Source organism: Bartonella sp. CL25QHWL (assembly GCF_042195335.1).
In the GTDB taxonomy this organism is placed as follows: Bacteria; Pseudomonadota; Alphaproteobacteria; order Rhizobiales; family Rhizobiaceae; genus Bartonella.
The window spans coordinates 322,308-338,614 of the sequence record NZ_JBHIOE010000001.1; the positions used below are offsets into that span (position 1 = coordinate 322,308).

At 38.6% G+C, this 16,307-nt stretch carries 16 protein-coding genes; 8 read left to right on the forward strand and 8 right to left on the reverse strand.

Features of this window, described 5'->3' with window-relative positions; translation table 11 throughout:
* Window positions 1-39: 39 nt before the first annotated feature.
* Window positions 40-660, reverse strand: coding sequence for a J domain-containing protein (locus ACFILY_RS01165; RefSeq protein WP_273790064.1), 621 nt, complete (start codon window positions 658-660; stop codon window positions 40-42).
* 124 nt (window positions 661-784) lie between these two features.
* Between ACFILY_RS01165 and ACFILY_RS01170 the strand changes: the two genes are divergently transcribed.
* On the forward strand, window positions 785-1,057 hold the full coding sequence (locus tag ACFILY_RS01170; protein ID WP_375622119.1) for a BolA family protein: 273 nt from the start codon (window positions 785-787) through the stop codon (window positions 1,055-1,057).
* Window positions 1,058-1,075: 18 nt separating this feature from the next.
* Here the strand turns inward: ACFILY_RS01170 and ACFILY_RS01175 are convergent, their stop codons facing one another.
* A complete protein-coding gene (locus ACFILY_RS01175) occupies window positions 1,076-2,044 on the reverse strand; it encodes a tyrosine recombinase XerC (RefSeq protein ID WP_375630711.1) in 969 nt (322 codons plus the stop codon).
* A gap of 3 nt (window positions 2,045-2,047) precedes the next feature.
* Window positions 2,048-2,869, reverse strand: a complete 822-nt coding sequence (locus tag ACFILY_RS01180; protein ID WP_375637341.1) for a SapC family protein — start codon at window positions 2,867-2,869, stop codon at window positions 2,048-2,050.
* Window positions 2,870-3,000: 131 nt separating this feature from the next.
* On the opposite strand from ACFILY_RS01180, the gene rimM reads away from it, so the two are divergent.
* From rimM to ACFILY_RS01215, 7 genes are all read left to right on the forward strand, one after another.
* The gene (gene rimM / locus ACFILY_RS01185) at window positions 3,001-3,558 is read left to right on the forward strand and encodes a ribosome maturation factor RimM (protein ID WP_375637343.1); all 558 of its coding nucleotides are present in this window, start codon (window positions 3,001-3,003) and stop codon (window positions 3,556-3,558) included.
* 283 nt (window positions 3,559-3,841) lie between these two features.
* On the forward strand, window positions 3,842-4,540 hold the full coding sequence (gene trmD / locus ACFILY_RS01190; RefSeq protein ID WP_273790059.1) for a tRNA (guanosine(37)-N1)-methyltransferase TrmD: 699 nt from the start codon (window positions 3,842-3,844) through the stop codon (window positions 4,538-4,540).
* A 209-nt stretch (window positions 4,541-4,749) separates the two neighbouring features.
* Entirely contained in the window at window positions 4,750-5,190 is a 441-nt protein-coding gene (gene rplS / locus ACFILY_RS01195) for a 50S ribosomal protein L19 (RefSeq protein ID WP_273790058.1), read from the forward strand.
* Window positions 5,191-5,665: 475 nt separating this feature from the next.
* On the forward strand, window positions 5,666-6,067 hold the full coding sequence (gene sdhC / locus ACFILY_RS01200; RefSeq protein ID WP_375630718.1) for a succinate dehydrogenase, cytochrome b556 subunit: 402 nt from the start codon (window positions 5,666-5,668) through the stop codon (window positions 6,065-6,067).
* 18 nt (window positions 6,068-6,085) lie between these two features.
* On the forward strand, window positions 6,086-6,472 hold the full coding sequence (gene sdhD, locus ACFILY_RS01205; RefSeq protein ID WP_273790057.1) for a succinate dehydrogenase, hydrophobic membrane anchor protein: 387 nt from the start codon (window positions 6,086-6,088) through the stop codon (window positions 6,470-6,472).
* Window positions 6,473-6,478: 6 nt separating this feature from the next.
* A complete protein-coding gene (sdhA, locus tag ACFILY_RS01210; RefSeq protein WP_273790056.1) occupies window positions 6,479-8,323 on the forward strand; it encodes a succinate dehydrogenase flavoprotein subunit in 1,845 nt (614 codons plus the stop codon).
* Between the two features lie 14 nt (window positions 8,324-8,337).
* The gene (locus tag ACFILY_RS01215) at window positions 8,338-9,117 is read left to right on the forward strand and encodes a succinate dehydrogenase iron-sulfur subunit (protein ID WP_273790055.1); all 780 of its coding nucleotides are present in this window, start codon (window positions 8,338-8,340) and stop codon (window positions 9,115-9,117) included.
* A gap of 3,308 nt (window positions 9,118-12,425) precedes the next feature.
* Here the strand turns inward: ACFILY_RS01215 and virB11 are convergent.
* Genes virB11 through ACFILY_RS01240 form a run of 5 tightly spaced genes read right to left on the reverse strand, consistent with a single transcriptional unit; the run spans window position 12,426 to window position 16,283 of the window.
* Window positions 12,426-13,487 (reverse strand): P-type DNA transfer ATPase VirB11, encoded by a 1,062-nt coding sequence (virB11, locus tag ACFILY_RS01220; RefSeq protein WP_273790054.1) that lies wholly within the window; start codon window positions 13,485-13,487, stop codon window positions 12,426-12,428.
* Window positions 13,462-14,619 carry a type IV secretion system protein VirB10 gene (virB10, locus tag ACFILY_RS01225; protein WP_273790053.1) on the reverse strand — a complete coding sequence of 386 codons (1,158 nt, stop codon included), beginning with the start codon at window positions 14,617-14,619 and terminating at the stop codon, window positions 13,462-13,464. Before virB10 ends, virB11 begins: the two co-directional genes overlap by 26 nt.
* A complete protein-coding gene (gene virB9, locus ACFILY_RS01230; RefSeq protein WP_273790052.1) occupies window positions 14,619-15,428 on the reverse strand; it encodes a P-type conjugative transfer protein VirB9 in 810 nt (269 codons plus the stop codon). Before virB9 ends, virB10 begins: the two co-directional genes overlap by 1 nt.
* Window positions 15,429-15,441: 13 nt before the next feature.
* The gene (locus ACFILY_RS01235; protein WP_273790051.1) at window positions 15,442-16,143 is read right to left on the reverse strand and encodes a virB8 family protein; all 702 of its coding nucleotides are present in this window, start codon (window positions 16,141-16,143) and stop codon (window positions 15,442-15,444) included.
* A complete protein-coding gene (locus tag ACFILY_RS01240; RefSeq protein ID WP_273791747.1) occupies window positions 16,140-16,283 on the reverse strand; it encodes a TrwH protein in 144 nt (47 codons plus the stop codon). The genes ACFILY_RS01235 and ACFILY_RS01240 overlap by 4 nt, the downstream gene beginning before the upstream one ends.
* Between the last annotated feature and the right edge of the window lie 24 nt (window positions 16,284-16,307).

Here is a 16,307-nt window from a genome sequence, read left to right on the forward strand (position 1 = left end):
ATGGTCTAAATGAAAATAGACTCATATAAGCGCATGTTTTCAGCACAAACCAGACTTTTTTAGCAAATTGTAAGCATGTAAAACATCACGAAAGCGCTCTTCTGAAGCACGATTACCACCATTGGAATCAGGATGGTGCTTTTTTACCAATTCTTTATATTTCATTTTGATGTCTTCTGCTGAAGCGTTTGCCTGTAGTCCCAGTGTATCAAAAGCTTTTGCTTCTAAGGGCTTTAATTTTCGTGAGAATTTATTGCTTGAATGCTGCCCAGTAAAAAGCGTGAAGGGATCGCGCATACGATTTTGATAGGCAGCTGTTCCAGAGCGAATCTTTGCATAATTAGCGGCTGTTTTTTTCGATGTACCATTGCTCAGATCTGTAGGCCATGTCGGACGATGTCCTGTGAGAGCATCCTTTTGAAATTTTGCGATATCTTTATTGCTAAGACCAGAGAAGTAATTAAAATTTTTATTATAGGCACGTACGTGTTCAATACAAAAATATAAATATTGTCCTTCGTGATTTCGACCTGCTGGTGCTTTATGGGCCCCTGTTTTTTCACAACCTTCCCACTGACACTGTTGTGCTTCTGGCTCAGCGTTTTGTTTTTTATTTGAGCTTATGCGAATTGAATCGAATAATTTAGATGTTATTGTCATATTATTGGTTTATGCAAAATTGATTAATTTTACAAGAATTGACTTTTGAAAAATTTGTTTTCACACTTATTCTATTATGAAAAAGGTGTATTTTTGCACGTTCATTTTGTTTGAGGAATGAAAAATGTTTATAGAAACAATAATCCAGAGAAAGCTTCAGGATGCTTTTCATCCGCAAAAGCTTGAAGTGATTAACGAAAGTCATCTTCATGAGGGGCATTCTCATAATGAACATGCTTTTGATGGTAAAGGAGAAACACATTTTCGAGTGAAAATTTTATCTTCTTCTTTTTCTAATATGACACGCGTAGAAATACATCGAGCGATTTATAAAGTTTTACAAGAAGAGTTAGCTACTTGTGTTCATGCTTTGGCACTTGAGGTTGAAACACTCTAATTTTTTGATGAGACACTTTTAGGAACGGGGATGGGCCTTTTGATAAATTTTTAACAAATGGTCTGTATCGACATGGGTATAGATTTGTGTGGTGGAAAGACTAGCGTGCCCAAGAAGTTCTTGAATCGTGCGCAAATCTCCCCCCCGTGATAAAAGATGGGTGGCAAAAGAATGGCGCAGTGTATGAGGCGTTGCAGTTTCTGGTAAACCAAGGCTTGCTCGTAAGTTGCGTACAGTTTTCTGAATAATGGCGGGCTGTAGGGGACCGCCTCGTGCCCCGCGAAATATGGGTTGGTTATCCACTAAAGGATATGGGCAACATTTGAGATAATTTTGTACAGCTTCGTAAACAATTTTGATGAGAGGAACAAGGCGTGTTTTTCCACCTTTTCCTGTTATAAATAAACTTGTTTTTTCAGGATCAGAAAATTGTTCTGGTGTGAGGCTTAAGGCTTCTGATATTCGCATTCCACAGCCATAGAGAAGCATGAGGACAGCCGCATTACGAGCGCTAATCCAAGGTTCATTTTCTAGCTGGTTTTCTTGTTTGACTATGTGAAGTGCTGATTTGATCGCTAAAGGTTTTGGGAGCGATCTTGGGTGTTTGGGGCTTCGGATAAGTTGAGCCGCCGGAACATTGACGATTCCTTCACGTGATAGGTACTTGAAAAAAGAACGGATGCCTGCTACTCCGCGGCTTAAAGAACGAGCACTTACATTGTTTGTACGCCGATAAGCAAGATAAGCACGCAAGTCACTGATGCGTAAATGAGCAAGATCTGTAAGGGTTGGTGTATGACTTAAGTGTTGACAGAGAAAAGACAAAAATTGCCGCGTATCACGTTCATAGGCTTGCACTGTTTGTGCTGACATACGACGTGTTTGGGTAAGACACTCTAACCAATTTTTCCTTGCGTTTAAAATTGCATGGTCTGCTGGAATGAGAGGAATATTTTCATCTTTTCTCTTGTCGTTTTTGATAGGCATTATCTAGTTGAGAGTTTCTTTCTTTTTAGATTTTTCATCGTTAGAATGACCATTCTTGTTTTGGGGTTGCTCTTCACGATTGATAAGTTGCTTTTCACCTTTGAGAGAGAGTATTTTCACAAGATTGTGCGTTGACATCAAATGCGCAAAAATTAATCCTAAAAAGCCATTTTTATGAAGTTTGGCAAGTTGGCTTGCTGATAATTTATTCAATTTTTCTTCATCAACAACCCAAAAATGTTCTAATTGAGCTGAGAGACCTTTATCGTTTTTCACATTGATAGATTTTTGGCTTAGAAGATCCATTTCTACAAGAGCATCAATAAACTCAGAGGTTTTTTCCATAGCGATTTTAAAACTTTCAAGAAAACGAATACGTTCTTCCATAAAAGGAGAAATAGAGCCGTCGGAATTAAAAAGTTCTGTTCCTGCAACTTCATTAAACATACCTGACTGTTGATCAAAGCAAACAGAAAGTTCTTTTTCATTGCTAATTTGTGCCAAAACAAAAGGATAGCGACGGACAAAAGCGGGAACATAAGTATTGGTTTTCCAACTTTTATCAGAAGCGATATAGTCATTTTCGTCATTAGAAAGACCGACAAGAGCCGCGGATGTGTAGTGCCGTTTTTTTTGTTCATCTTCGGCGCACATAAATAAAATAGGATAGTCTAGTGCTGCTTGAAAATATTCAGTACTTGCTAAAGGAACCCAGTGAGTATCCTTGGCAAAAGACATATCACTTGGAGGAGCAAATTTTAGATTTTTATGGGAAACTTTGTTGATTGGCGTGATATCTTTGTAAAATAGCATAATATTTGCCATAAGACTTTCTCCTTTATTAATTTGTTTTTGTTACCAAGAAAGGTCTTTTAGAAGATTGTCTCATATGGCAACAAGATTGAATAGAAAACTATAAGATTGAAGGGTTCATTTTTGAGAGATAATATTTTCGTATGAAGTATAATAAAGAAAAGCTTAAAAATAAAGTCTATCTTGCCATTATTGGTATGCCTCATGGTATAAAAGGAGATGTTTTTGTTAAAATTCTAAGTGCTGAGCCACAGCGTTTTAAGTTTTACAGCACTCTTTATGATGATATGGGGCGTTCTTATGAAATTATAACTCTTCGCATACAAAAAAATAAGGCGATTGTACGTTTTAAAGGGATAGAAAATCGTAATGCGGCTGAGTCTTTAAAAGGTATTCGCCTTTATGTGACGCGTGATCAATTAATTGATGATTTGATGGAGGATGAGTTTTATCAAGTCGATTTAATAGGCTTGTGTGTCCAAGATTGTGGGGGAAAAATCTTAGGTGAAGTGTGTGGTTTTTTTAATTTCGGGGCTGGTGATTTGCTTGAAATACGTTTGAATACAGGTAAAAGAGTCCTTATTCCCTTTAGTAAGGCGGCGGTACCAGAAATTTGTATGGATTCTGGTTTTCTTGTTGTTGATCCCATGGCCGCTGGTTTAATTGATGGGGGAGACAATGATAAAAAGGAAATAGCTTGAATCTAAAAATAAAGATGAAGGAAAAAATAACAGATGAATTTCGTCAATAAAAAGTGGAATGTGTGGAAATATTAAAAATGCACTTTTGAGCAGATATTGTAAGCACTTTATCTCGAAATAGTTCTGAATTTTTAGAGTCTTTTTTAGTGCAAGTATTTAGAAGGATCGTATTGAATAAAGCGCAGATCAAGGAGATTCAATTTAACGCTATAGCGTTAAAAATCTTGTTTGTGCTATTTTTGCTATTAAGAGTCTGTTTAAGAAAATAAGGATGAGAAATAAAATGAAGTTTCAGGCGCGCGTTTTAACCCTTTATCCTGAAATGTTTCCTGGTTTTTTAGGGTATTCTTTAGCAGGGCAAGCTTTAGAGCGCGGAATTTGGTCACTGGAGACGGTGCAGATTAGGGATTTTGCTTTAGACAAACACCATAGCGTTGATGATAAACCTGCTGGTGGGGGGGCGGGTATGGTAATGCGGGCGGATGTATTGGCGGCGGCTCTTGATTGTTGTCCACAGGATTCGCCAAGATTGTTGATGAGTCCACGTGGGCGCCCTTTTGACCAAGCTTACGCGCATAGCTTGGCTCGTGATACAGGTGTAACGTTAGTTTGTGGACGTTTTGAAGGGGTTGATGAGCGAGTCATAGAAGCACGAGAATTAGAAGAAGTTTCTATTGGTGATTATATTCTTTCAGGGGGTGAAACAGCCGCATTGGTTATCTTAGATGCTATTATACGTCTTCTGCCTGGAGTGATGGGGAATGCAGCTTCTGCAAGGTGTGAAAGTTTTGAAAATGGCTTGCTGGAACATCCGCAATATACACGCCCTTCTCTTTTCGAAGGGCGGGGTATTCCGCCTGTATTGCTCTCAGGTCATCACAAAGCGATCGCAGATTGGCGTCAAAGCCAAGCCGAATTGTTAACACGTCAACGTCGCCCTGATCTTTATGCGCGTTATGATAAAAATCATCAGAAAACTTGATTCATATGATAAGGTAGTGTATTGCATGGCTCTCTTTTTAGAGAGTTTTTTATAAAAGGTTTTCTGTAGTTCCAAAATTAAAATGAAGGAATGGTGTATTCGCTCCTGTGTAAGACATAGCCTAAAGAGCTCCTTATTCTTAATAAAGGCTTTTTTGGTAAGAGTTGAGCGCTCTGACTGTTCGATAAAGAACATGAAGGATAAAAGAAATGAATATTATCGCACAACTTGAAGCTGAACAATGTGCAAAAATTGAAGAAAAGCGCCAATTTCCAGCCTTTAAGCCAGGAGATACAGTTCGTGTCATGGTGCGTGTGACGGAGGGTACGCGGACGCGTGTTCAGGCTTATGAAGGTGTTTGTATTGCACGTTCAGGCGGTGGGTTGAATGAGACCTTTACAGTGCGCAAGATTTCTTATGGTGAAGGGGTGGAACGGGTGTTTCCTGTTTATTCTCCGTTGATTGAAGGTGTTGAGCTGGTGCGCCGTGGTAAAGTGCGCCGTGCAAAACTCTATTATCTTCGTGGTTTGAGAGGTAAAGCTGCGCGTATCGCTGAAAAGAGAGATTATCGGAAAAAAGCTGAAAAGGTTATTGAGAAAGTAGAAGCAGCATCTGTCAGCACAGATGTTGAAAAGAAAGTTGCTGAGTAAAGATTATATCGGCTAAACTTTATGCAAAAGCGGCTTTTATGCCGCTTATTTGTGTCTTTCGTGATTCGTTTTGCCTTTTAAAAGGCTTGGAGGGGACATAAAAATGTTTAATCTATCAATTTTTTCCTCTTTTTATCCTTAATCATGGGTGCAATTTAAGATACCATTGCATATATCATGGATACTCAAAAGGATAAGTTTAATCTGAAAAAATGCCTGTTTATATTTGAGAAAAGATGTTAGACCTTTGACGTGAAGATAAAATTGTATTAGATTAAAGCAAGTTTTGCGGATCATATCCGTGGAGTAATCGGTTTTTTTATGCGTGACCTTTAATCCGTTATTTGAGACAACCGACCTGTAGTATCGGTATCTTGAGATGCCAAACAAGTGAAAACGAGAGAATATATTTAGTCGTTTTGCGCGAACTTTCTCGTTCATTGCGGTTGCAGTAAAAACCAGGTCAGGATATTTTATGACAGAGACAACTAGGATAAAAGAGCGCCCTCGTTCCCCTCATATAAGTATTTATCGTTGGACAATTACTATGGCTATGTCCATTGCACACCGCATTACGGGTATGGCACTTTATGTTGGAACGGTTTTTCTTGCTGTTTGGTTAATTGCTATTGCGTGCGGGGAGGAGGCATTCAGAACGGTTCACGAGATTTATAGTTCTTGGTTTGGATTGTGTATTTTGTTTCTTTATACTTTGGCAGGGGTTCATCACATGGTTGGTGGTGTTCGCCACATTGTTTGGGATCTGAAACCTTGCCTTTTGGCAAAAGAAAAGGCAACAGTCACTGCTTGGGCGACAGTGTTTATTTCTCTTATTGTTACTTTTTCGATTTGGATTATTGGATATACCGTTGTTTAGCTGGGGGTGAAAAGAGATATGAAAAAAGATTTTCGAACGGAACTTGGAAAAGTACGGGGGCGTGGCAGTGCTCATGAAGGAACAGAGCATTTTTGGCTAGAACGTTTGACAGGGTTTATCAATCTACCACTTTTGATATTTTTTATTGTTCTTATTCTTTCGCTTGTGGGAAAGGACTATAGCATTGTGCGTGCAAGACTTGCACATCCTATTGTTGCTATTTTGATGGGATTGATGACTTTTTCGGTCCTTTATTATATGAAACTTGGTATGCAAGTGGTGATTGAAGATTATATTCCACGTGAAGGTTTCCGGATATTCTTTTTGACGTTAAATATTTTATTTTGTTTTCTCATAGGTGGTATTATTATTTTTTCTCTTTTGAAAATTGCATTAGGGGGTTAAACAAATATGGCGGGTACAGGATCATCTCTGGGCGCTAAAGCAGGTAACGCCCCTTATCGCACTGTAGATCATAAATTTGATGTTGTTGTTGTTGGGGCAGGTGGTGCAGGATTACGTGCAACGCTTGGTATGGCGGAACAAGGATTAAAGACAGCTTGTATTACGAAGGTTTTTCCAACGCGCTCACACACGGTTGCAGCACAAGGGGGAATTGCTGCATCGCTTTCAAATATGGGACCTGATAATTGGCAGTGGCATTTATATGATACCGTGAAAGGTTCTGATTGGTTGGGTGATACCGACGCAATGGAATATTTGGTGCGTAATGCTCCTGCTGCTGTGTATGAATTAGAACATTATGGCGTTCCTTTTTCGCGGACGCAAGAAGGCAAAATTTATCAGCGTCCTTTTGGTGGACATACGACACAATTTGGTGAAGGTCCACCTGTTCAGCGTACTTGCGCAGCCGCTGATCGTACAGGCCACGCCATTTTGCATACGCTTTATGGACAAAGCTTAAAGCATAATGCGCAATTTTTTATTGAATATTTTGCACTCGATCTCATCATGACGGATGGGGTTTGTACGGGGGTTGTGGCATGGAATCTCGATGATGGTACAATACATCGTTTTTCTGCTAAAATGGTTGTTCTTGCAACCGGTGGTTATGGACGCGCTTATTTTTCCGCGACATCGGCGCATACCTGTACGGGTGATGGTGGTGGAATGATCGCACGTGCTGGATTGCCACTTCAGGATATGGAGTTTGTGCAATTCCATCCTACAGGGATTTACGGTTCTGGCTGCTTAATTACAGAAGGAGCTCGTGGTGAAGGAGGTTATTTAATCAACTCTGAAGGTGAACGCTTTATGGAGCGCTATGCACCTTCCTTTAAGGATTTGGCTTCACGTGATTTGGTTTCGCGTTGTATCACACTTGAAATTCGTGAAGGACGTGGTGTTGGACCTAAGAAGGACCATATTCATTTGGTTCTCAACCATATTGATCCTGCAATCTTGCACGAGCGTTTACCGGGAATTTCGGAATCAGCTCGGATTTTTGCAGGTGTGGATGTAACAAAAGAGCCTATCCCCATCTTGCCAACGGTCCATTATAATATGGGTGGGATTCCTACCAATTACTACGGGGAAGTTCTCAATCCAACGGCTGATTCGCCTGATCGTATTCAACCAGGGCTGATGGCGGTAGGAGAAGCAGGATGTGCTTCTGTTCATGGGGCTAATCGCTTGGGGTCAAACTCGTTGATTGATCTTGTGGTGTTTGGTCGTGCTGCTGCCATTCGCGCGGGTGAAGTTATTGATCGGAATGCAGAAATTCCACCCCTCAATGAAGAAGCTGTTGACGAAATTATAGCGCGTTTTGATCGTTTACGTTTTGCACAAGGGGCGATACCAACAGCTCTATTGCGTGAAAAAATGCAACGCACGATGCAAGAAGATGCGGCAGTATTCCGTACAGAAGATTCTTTGCAACAAGGATGTCAGCGGATGAATAAAATCTGGGGGGAATTGTCGGATCTCAAAGTCACAGATCGTTCTCTGATATGGAATTCTGATTTGGTTGAAACATTAGAGCTTGAAAATCTCATGGCGAATGCAATCATGACTGTTCATTCTGCCGAAGCACGTTTAGAAAGCCGTGGCGCTCATGCTCGTGAAGATTATCCAGAGCGTGATGATAAAAACTGGCGTAAACATACGCTTTCACATTTGTCAAAAGAGGGTAAGGTGACATTATCATATCGACCTGTCCATGTGGACCCATTAACATCTGAAGCTGATGGTGGGATCGATTTAAAGCGCATTGCACCTAAAAAACGGGTTTATTAAGGGGAGAATGAAATATGGTACAAATTAAGCTTCCCAAAAACTCTCAAGTAAAACCGGGAAAGGTTTGGCCTAAACCTGAAGGTGCTACAAAGCTGACGGAATTTCACGTGTATCGTTGGTCGCCTGATGATGAGGAAAATCCTCATTTAGATACTTATTATGTGGATCGTTCTGCTTGTGGTCCTATGATTCTTGATGGGCTTTTGTTTATTAAAAACCATATTGATCCAACTTTGACACTTCGTCGATCTTGCCGTGAAGGCATCTGTGGTTCATGTGCGATGAATATTGATGGAACCAATACATTGGCTTGTACCAAAGGTATGGATGATGTAAAACACCCCATTAAAGTCTACCCTTTGCCTTCCATGCCGGTTGTTAAAGATTTGGTTCCTGACTTGAATCGCTTTTATGCGCAACACCGAGTTATTGAGCCTTGGTTACAAACAGTTTCTCCTGAACCTGCAAAAGAATGGTTACAAAGTCACTCCGATCGCCAAAAAATCGATGGTCTTTATGAGTGTATTTTGTGTGCGTGTTGTCAGACTTCATGTCCAAGTTATTGGTGGAACGGTGATCGTTATTTGGGTCCCGCTGTTTTGCTTCAAGCTTATCGCTGGATTGCGGATTCACGTGATGAGATGTGTGGTGAACGTCTTGATAATTTAGAAGACCCTTTCCGCCTTTATCGTTGCCATACGATTATGAATTGTGCGCAAACTTGTCCAAAGGGATTAAATCCAGCGAAAGCGATTGCTGAAATTAAAAAACTCATGGTTGAACGCCGCCTTTGAAAATTTACTGATTGATGAAAATAAAGCGCAAGGTGGAAAATTGTATCTCCTTTTAGCAATTAAATCTCTAAAAGAAGATCGGCTGCTTATGGGGGCGCAGTAGCTATAATCATTCTAAAAGTGAAGTAATCCCTAAAAAGTTAAGCAATTCTTGCAATGGCTGAGCAGAAAACTCATAGTTGAATATTATCTTTGAAAACTGACCTTTTAACGAACAGTAAAAAGAAAAATAGAAAATTGTGCGTGTTTTTTGTGCCTCTTTGAGGCTTAATCTCTAAAAATTTATTGGCTTCTATGAGGCGGTTAGCATAGTTATTATTGCCTTTAAAAAGGCAATAGTCTTTTGGGTAGACTATACTTTAAATAGCGTTCTATGTAAAAACAATAAAATCAATATGTTATGTGTTTTTATTTTTATTAAATTATTATCATAATTTATACTTTGATGCAGATTCAATTAATCATTTTTTATAAAAAATGATAACTCTGTATAAATATAGAACAAAAAATAAATGCTGATACAAATATTAAACGCATGTAAATTATTTAAATGAAATACACAGGAGTGATTATTATGACAGTTCGTCATTTTACGACACATTTATTATAATATCGAAAACATTGCTAATATTCATGGATTAGGAATTTTTGATAAAAGCATTATATATAAAGGTCATATTTTTTATTTTAAAGATTTTATTGTTAATCGCATTAAAAAACAAAATTTATAGTTCTCAAAATGGAGAACGTAAAATCCCTCTCTTTTGTGTAGAGATAATCATACAGTTAAGGGGGCTGTAATTTAAAACTATTGTAACGTCATAGATTTAAATTCATTAAAGAGAAAATAAGACGTTTTTAAAAAATATCAAATTTATAGTTTTTTCCAAAAATTTAGAAAACGCTAGTGAGAATTCTAAGAACACGTGTTGCGAATGTGGAATAGGGATGTTTATAGGTTCGTTTGAGTTGAATGAATTCAATCATCAAAGAAAACATGTTGTGTTTTTATGAGTTTCATAGGTTTTGATTTTATATGTTTTTATCTATAAAAAATAGAGGTTTCTAGGTTTAGGTCTCATTTATTATGTTAGGGGATTTCATTTTTTCTTGTATATATGCTGAAGAAAGTTATTTAAGCAGTAAAAGTGTTTTTTATTTTATTTTTTAGCATAAAAGATATTTCTTAACATGAAAGAGAGGTGTCCAAGTATTAACGGTATAATCGGTCATTGTTTTGATATTTATTCTGTTGTGCTGTAAAACACTATCTTATTTAGGATGTGGTAATTAAAGTGGTTAGAAGGTGAAATCTGCTAGGCGAGGAGGCGGATAATTTGCAGATCAGTGCGTGTAAAAAGCTTCACCCTTTGAGGTGTGATAGGTGGAGTCTGTTAGCCAATTACGTAAACTAGAGCGAAATTTACGTGGACAGGTTTTCAGACTAATCTCTCTTATATATTGTGATAGGAAACTCACATTAATAAGGACCACGACCGGTTGCAGAAAAAAGAAATCATTGCGAAAAAACAAGCACGCTTGTTTTAAAATTTTTAATGCTTCTGATCATAAGGGTATGCTGAAATCTCCTGTAGTATTACGCAGACCTTTTATATTCTCAAGCCAAGAATTGTCCATATATCCCCTTCAATCTGATTTTCACGAATTGATGCAAGGGATGGTAGAAACCTCTGTAAGAATAAGCAGACGCAAAGCCAGTTGTATCATTATTGTTGCTTTGCAGAGTGTTTGATAAAAATCTGGAACATTTCTCCAATTCATTGCCTGTTCATTAATGACTTTATGGCGTTGTTTTTCTAAAAAAGCTTTTGCTGTTGCAGCTTTTACTTACCAGATGGGAGTTAAGAGTATTACGTATCTCTCGTTGGCGTAATCTTTGAAATCGGTATACAGCCTCCTAATTTGAGGAGAATATGAAGCTGTAAAGGTGCAAACCAGTTTCTATTTTGCCGTCATTTTTTAGTTCAGTTTTATGACTTTCAAAAGTATCTAGAGTAATGTCTTTTAAATAATAGAGATTATGCATTGCTTCACGCTTTTGTTTCTCTCGTTTTTTAATAAGATCACAATCCTTATACAAAACAGAACGCCCCAACCCAAATACACCTGGCTTGTCAATTTATGCGCTTGTTTTAAAGAAACCTTTCTTTAAGGAGCCCCAGCTCATTTCGCGACAGTGCTCGTGGATGGTATAATGGTAAAGCTCCGATGAATAATATAAAATTTATAGAGCATCTCCATTTTTACACTTCATAGAAGAGCAAGTTGGGTGCCATTAGACACTTTGCAAACTCCCAATGTTGCGACAGTTTTTGGCATTTTGGATGGTTTATAAAAGGTATTTTTAGTGCTTTTTTGTACAGTTTCATTCTATACGGCTTTATTCGCTTGTAATGTGCAAGAGCATGGTTTTGGTTAATAGACAGCTTTGAAATGAGAGAATCTTACGGTACTAAGATCTTTTATCCAACACGCAAAATAATGAACACTCTTTATAAATCAATGTGACGTGGCTTAAGAAGAGGGATTGTATATCTGTGCTTTTAGGAATTTTTGCTTTTTGAGGTGCAGAGAAGAGAGCAGGAATATTCAGAGAGTAGAGCTTACCTGTGTAGTCTATGGATATCCTCTTTAGGATGGGGACATAAGCCACGTGATATGGTTAGCAAAGCTTGCTTAAGAGAAATTTAGTTGTTTACGAACAGCCGTAGGTTAAGAATCTTTCTTCGTCCGAAGAAGACGTCGATATGCCACTATACTTTTTATTACCAAATAGAATGTGGTTTATGGATGCTAAATCGAAATGATAGTTTATTTCGTATGAGGTTTTCCGTATCTGGAGATTGTTTGGTGAAAAAACATATTTATTAATCACTTGAAAATAGCGCTTAGAATTTTTAAACGATAAGTTTTGGTCTTGATGACGATAATTATTTATTATGATTGAAAGGACCTGTTTTACGAAGCTTTCATTGATATGCGAATCAAAATTGCTTCTTTTCTTTTGTTGAAATATTTATTTTATAGCTATTTTTTTGCATTAAACATACTTTTTCAAAAGATAAATGGGAAGAATGATCAAAGGTAAGAGAATAGAGAGAGCCTTATGTATAATTTGGTTTTCTCGTAGAGTTGTTGTCTATTAACTTTTTTCTTCTTTTATTCATGAAGAGTGTAGAAGATCCATTGGAAAAGAAAAGAGAATAGGAAAAGTTAAATAAATAGCCGTAACAACTAGTTACGGCTATTGTTTGTTTGTATCATCTTACCGAGAGAGGAAGCTTCCCTTAAGCGATTTTTGATTTAGCAAAAATTGGGTCGTAAAAGACTTCAGAGAGTTTTCTATCTTTAAAGAACAACACTACGTCAACTGTTGTATAGAGAACGATTTTTATCATTTCTAACTCGAGTTGCCGGCCAACTTCTGATCTTTTAATCAAGGTGGCACATCGTTCAAATGTCTGCAAAGCGCTGTTGGCATGCGTCGTTGTAATCGATCCGGGATGGCCAGTGTTGAGCGAATTGAGATATTCCCATGCTTCATTGCCTCGCAATTCAGCGAGAAAAATTCGGTCGGGCGACTGACGCATACACGCATCTAGACACTCTTCAGCTGAAACACGGCCTACATTGTTACCATAAATCATATGTACATGATTGGGATGATTGGGTAGAAAAAGCTCATGAACATCTTCAATTGTGATAATACGCTCCTCTACAGGAACCTTTTCAATTAAAGAGCGGGCAAATGTTGTTTTACCAGATCCTGTTTTACCTGCAATAATAATGTTGCGTTTGTGAAGGACGCATTCTTGTAAAAATTCAAGAATTTTTCCATCACGTTTATGTTGCAAAAGTTGAACTTCAAATGGTTCCAACCGTGTGAAGTCCTGCTTCGATAACAAGTTATTGGCTTCTTTTGCTGAAGGCTTATTAAAACTTACATCAGAAAAATCGTCAAATGCCCCTTCTTCTTTGAGTTCTTCTAACGTCTTAACTACAAGAGAATGTTTACGAATTACAAAGGAAAGAGCACCATCAACAACAGCTGGTGTTTGTATAATTGTACCACGTTGTCCACCAGGCAAGAGCACATAATTAATACTTCTGGGAGCCATACCGTTATAAACGATAATAGCTGTAATAAGCGTTTGCAAAAAAGTGGTTGTTAACTCTGGTACGCTATGTACTTGCCAACCCTTAAAGCTTTTCGTCCATACTTCATAGGGGCGGCAAATCGATAATTCAGTGATCGTGGGATCTTCTAAGAAACAATCAAGCGGTTGCAGAAGCTGAAAAACTGCTTGATCTTTCTGTATCGGGTTAACGTGTGACGAGACTGTAGACATTGCTGAAATCCAGATCACGAGCAACAAAAATATTTACTCGTTCGCCTTGGTTTTTGTAAAGTGTTGGTGTGATATTGATGGAATTTTGAAGAACATCGATTGCTATAGATTCAGCATTCTGAGCATCTTTATTTTGTGAATTCTCTTTATTTTCTTTGCTGCTTTTATTAACTTTTCCTCTTACCCATTCTCCTAAATCACCGATAATGCTTACCATAATTGCACTACCAAATCTCTCCCAAAAATGTCTGTCAACCCAGCCACCAATACCCGCTTCACCTAGAGGACCTGTGCCTGGTGAGTCAAGATTGACAACAACACCAGAAGGCGTTTCGATGCGTAACCATTGCACAAACACGCGCGTTTGTCCTTGTTGTATGCCACTTTGGTAAAAACCAACGACTTTAGAACCACGGTCAAGCAAAACAACACGTCCACTTGTGGAATAAATATCGCGTGTTAAATAGCACGTCGTCATTCCGGGTTGTGATGTAATGATCTTTGTTTCTAACGTACAATCTATTTGCGTTCCTTGTGTAATCAAAAAGTCACGGTTACGAAGTTGCATCGCATGTGATTGACCTAAACGCACGGGCTGAAGGTTATCAAATAATGCGCCATTACCTGTATCATTATTCGATGCTTTATTATTCGTATCTGTAGATCCTTCGCTACCACCGTTGTTAAGGCTAGAACTGAGCATACGTTTGCGTGCTAATTCTTCAGAATCTTGGAGCATATGTGGAGGAATGGCTGTTTGAAGAAGCTTACTCAAGGCCGGTGGAATATCTAGGTTTGAATCTTCTATTTGTGTTGATTTTTCTGCTTCTTCTACAGTCTTTGGCTCTTCTATAATCCGAGGGACGTAGTTTGGTATAATTTGCTGTACTATTTGTTGTGGTTTTTCTTCCTCAACTTCCACGGTATTACGCATTGTAAAAGCTTTCCAAGTCAATGCAATCGGTATCGTTACTATGACAATAAGTCCTACCACTAACAATGCACGGGTACCTGGAATTGTCGGACGACGTTCAGAACCTAGTTCGGACCCTCCATAGGCACCTTCAATATGTTTTTGCTCGACGTTGTCCAGTTTTGTACCTTTTCCCTCTCCTTCCTTATTGTCAAACATCATTTTCCTCCTTTATTGATACGATAAACCACCGAAGATACTGTCCCTGTTGTGTTTGGTACGCCGCCATTGGGGTCATAGGCTTCATTAAAAACAGCTAGAGCGCGTTTACCAAGCCGTATGAGCCATTTAGGATTGACCTTATGAACGGCGATAATATCATTAGAACTGCCGATAACGGTGCGTGGTATTAAGCTTTCATTTCCTTCAGCATCTACGACATAAATCGATGGCATATCCATGTTAGCGGGAAATTTGAAATAAGTAATGCGCCCATTGTCCCAAGCATTTATCGGAGCAATATCTTGGTGACCGCTCATGGTATAACTGAGATTATAGCCGTTGACGCTTTGGTGAAAACCACGTTCAATCGCAAGGCGTCGATTGTTTTCTTCTGACTTTTCATCGTTTGAATCGGGATAATGGAAAGCCAATTCATAAGTTGATCCCGCACGGTCATTCCGAAACTGTAGTCGGAATTTGTAACTCCGTTTGTCAGTTACAACGATGAGATTGGTATTGGCAAGCTCTGCTTTTGGTTTAATAAAAATATGCCGCCCTTTATGAGCAAAGGCATAGGCTTCAGAATCGCCAAAGGCATGAGTTATATACTGTTCACCTTCTTCAAGAATAATATGTGTTGCCACACCAAGAACTGTTTCAATTTGAACCACATCGGCTTCGTTATATGTTATATAGCGAATGCGGTGATCATATTGTGAATTTGATGGACTTTTGAGCGCCTGCACAGGTACCGTATAAAGAGAAGAAAACGAAGACAATAGAACAACGAACGCAAGTTTTTTCATAACAATCAATTCCTTAATCATTCAACAGTATTTCTGGGTCAGAACGGTAACTTGTTACTTGAAAACCAAGGGGGTTAAGCAATCGATCAGATGATTTCATGGGTGCACCGATATAGGTGTAACCAATTGTTGCAATCTGGTGCTGTTTTGGTCCAGTAGCAGCACCGTTGCTGTCAAGTTGCTGAGTCGTAAAACGTACAGTTGCTTGACCGAGTCCATTAGGCTGGATTGATCGTACTTTAACTGTGATACGTGCTTTGTTGGAAAGCACTTTGTCCCGTGCATTTTCTCCATCATAGATTTTATAATATTCTTGTTGAACAGATGCCGCACTTAAAAGTGCGGTTGTGTCATAGTTCAGTTGAATGGTATCGTAGTCGTAAGTTTCGCGGTTAAGCACATATTGGTTTAGCCAATACCTATCTACAACTTCACCATAGCTTTCTTCGTGTTCACGCATGATTGAGATAACATCAACTGCACCCGTCGTATTATCAACGCGCAATACTAAGGGAGTTGGAGCTGGTTGAGAAAATCCAACAACTCCACATATCATACCGAATAAGCCAAAAAGACCCACAGTACTCGCGACACGCCATGCCGTTCTGCGCGACCTTATAAATTCATTGATAAGATCACGTTCTAAGCCACGGCTTTCTTCATAATAACTTCTAAGTTGTTCGGCTTTCACTGGTTTTGCTTGTTTTGTTTTCATCTGTCTCCTCGCTTAATTTCGGCAGGGATTGTTTTATTAATAGGCACTCGGTTCCTATCATTTGGCTGTTTTAGCTTTGGTGCTAAAGCACAAGCCGATAAAAGGTTTGCAATCAAAATTACAAGAATGATCGACTTCATTTTAATATGACTCTTTTTATTGTT

Coding starts and splice junctions, on each gene's coding strand:
- ACFILY_RS01235 (WP_273790051.1), bottom strand. CDS start 16,143: ATGAAAACAAAACAAGCAAAACCAGTGAAAGCCGAACAACTTAGAAGT.
- sdhD (WP_273790057.1), top strand. CDS start 6,086: ATGAAAAAAGATTTTCGAACGGAACTTGGAAAAGTACGGGGGCGTGGC.
- virB10 (WP_273790053.1), bottom strand. CDS start 14,619: ATGTTTGACAATAAGGAAGGAGAGGGAAAAGGTACAAAACTGGACAAC.
- ACFILY_RS01175 (WP_375630711.1), bottom strand. CDS start 2,044: ATGCCTATCAAAAACGACAAGAGAAAAGATGAAAATATTCCTCTCATT.
- ACFILY_RS01170 (WP_375622119.1), top strand. CDS start 785: ATGTTTATAGAAACAATAATCCAGAGAAAGCTTCAGGATGCTTTTCAT.
- trmD (WP_273790059.1), top strand. CDS start 3,842: ATGAAGTTTCAGGCGCGCGTTTTAACCCTTTATCCTGAAATGTTTCCT.
- virB9 (WP_273790052.1), bottom strand. CDS start 15,428: ATGAAAAAACTTGCGTTCGTTGTTCTATTGTCTTCGTTTTCTTCTCTT.
- sdhA (WP_273790056.1), top strand. CDS start 6,479: ATGGCGGGTACAGGATCATCTCTGGGCGCTAAAGCAGGTAACGCCCCT.
- ACFILY_RS01180 (WP_375637341.1), bottom strand. CDS start 2,869: ATGGCAAATATTATGCTATTTTACAAAGATATCACGCCAATCAACAAA.
- rimM (WP_375637343.1), top strand. CDS start 3,001: ATGAAGTATAATAAAGAAAAGCTTAAAAATAAAGTCTATCTTGCCATT.
- sdhC (WP_375630718.1), top strand. CDS start 5,666: ATGACAGAGACAACTAGGATAAAAGAGCGCCCTCGTTCCCCTCATATA.
- rplS (WP_273790058.1), top strand. CDS start 4,750: ATGAATATTATCGCACAACTTGAAGCTGAACAATGTGCAAAAATTGAA.
- ACFILY_RS01215 (WP_273790055.1), top strand. CDS start 8,338: ATGGTACAAATTAAGCTTCCCAAAAACTCTCAAGTAAAACCGGGAAAG.
- ACFILY_RS01165 (WP_273790064.1), bottom strand. CDS start 660: ATGACAATAACATCTAAATTATTCGATTCAATTCGCATAAGCTCAAAT.
- ACFILY_RS01240 (WP_273791747.1), bottom strand. CDS start 16,283: ATGAAGTCGATCATTCTTGTAATTTTGATTGCAAACCTTTTATCGGCT.
- virB11 (WP_273790054.1), bottom strand. CDS start 13,487: ATGTCTACAGTCTCGTCACACGTTAACCCGATACAGAAAGATCAAGCA.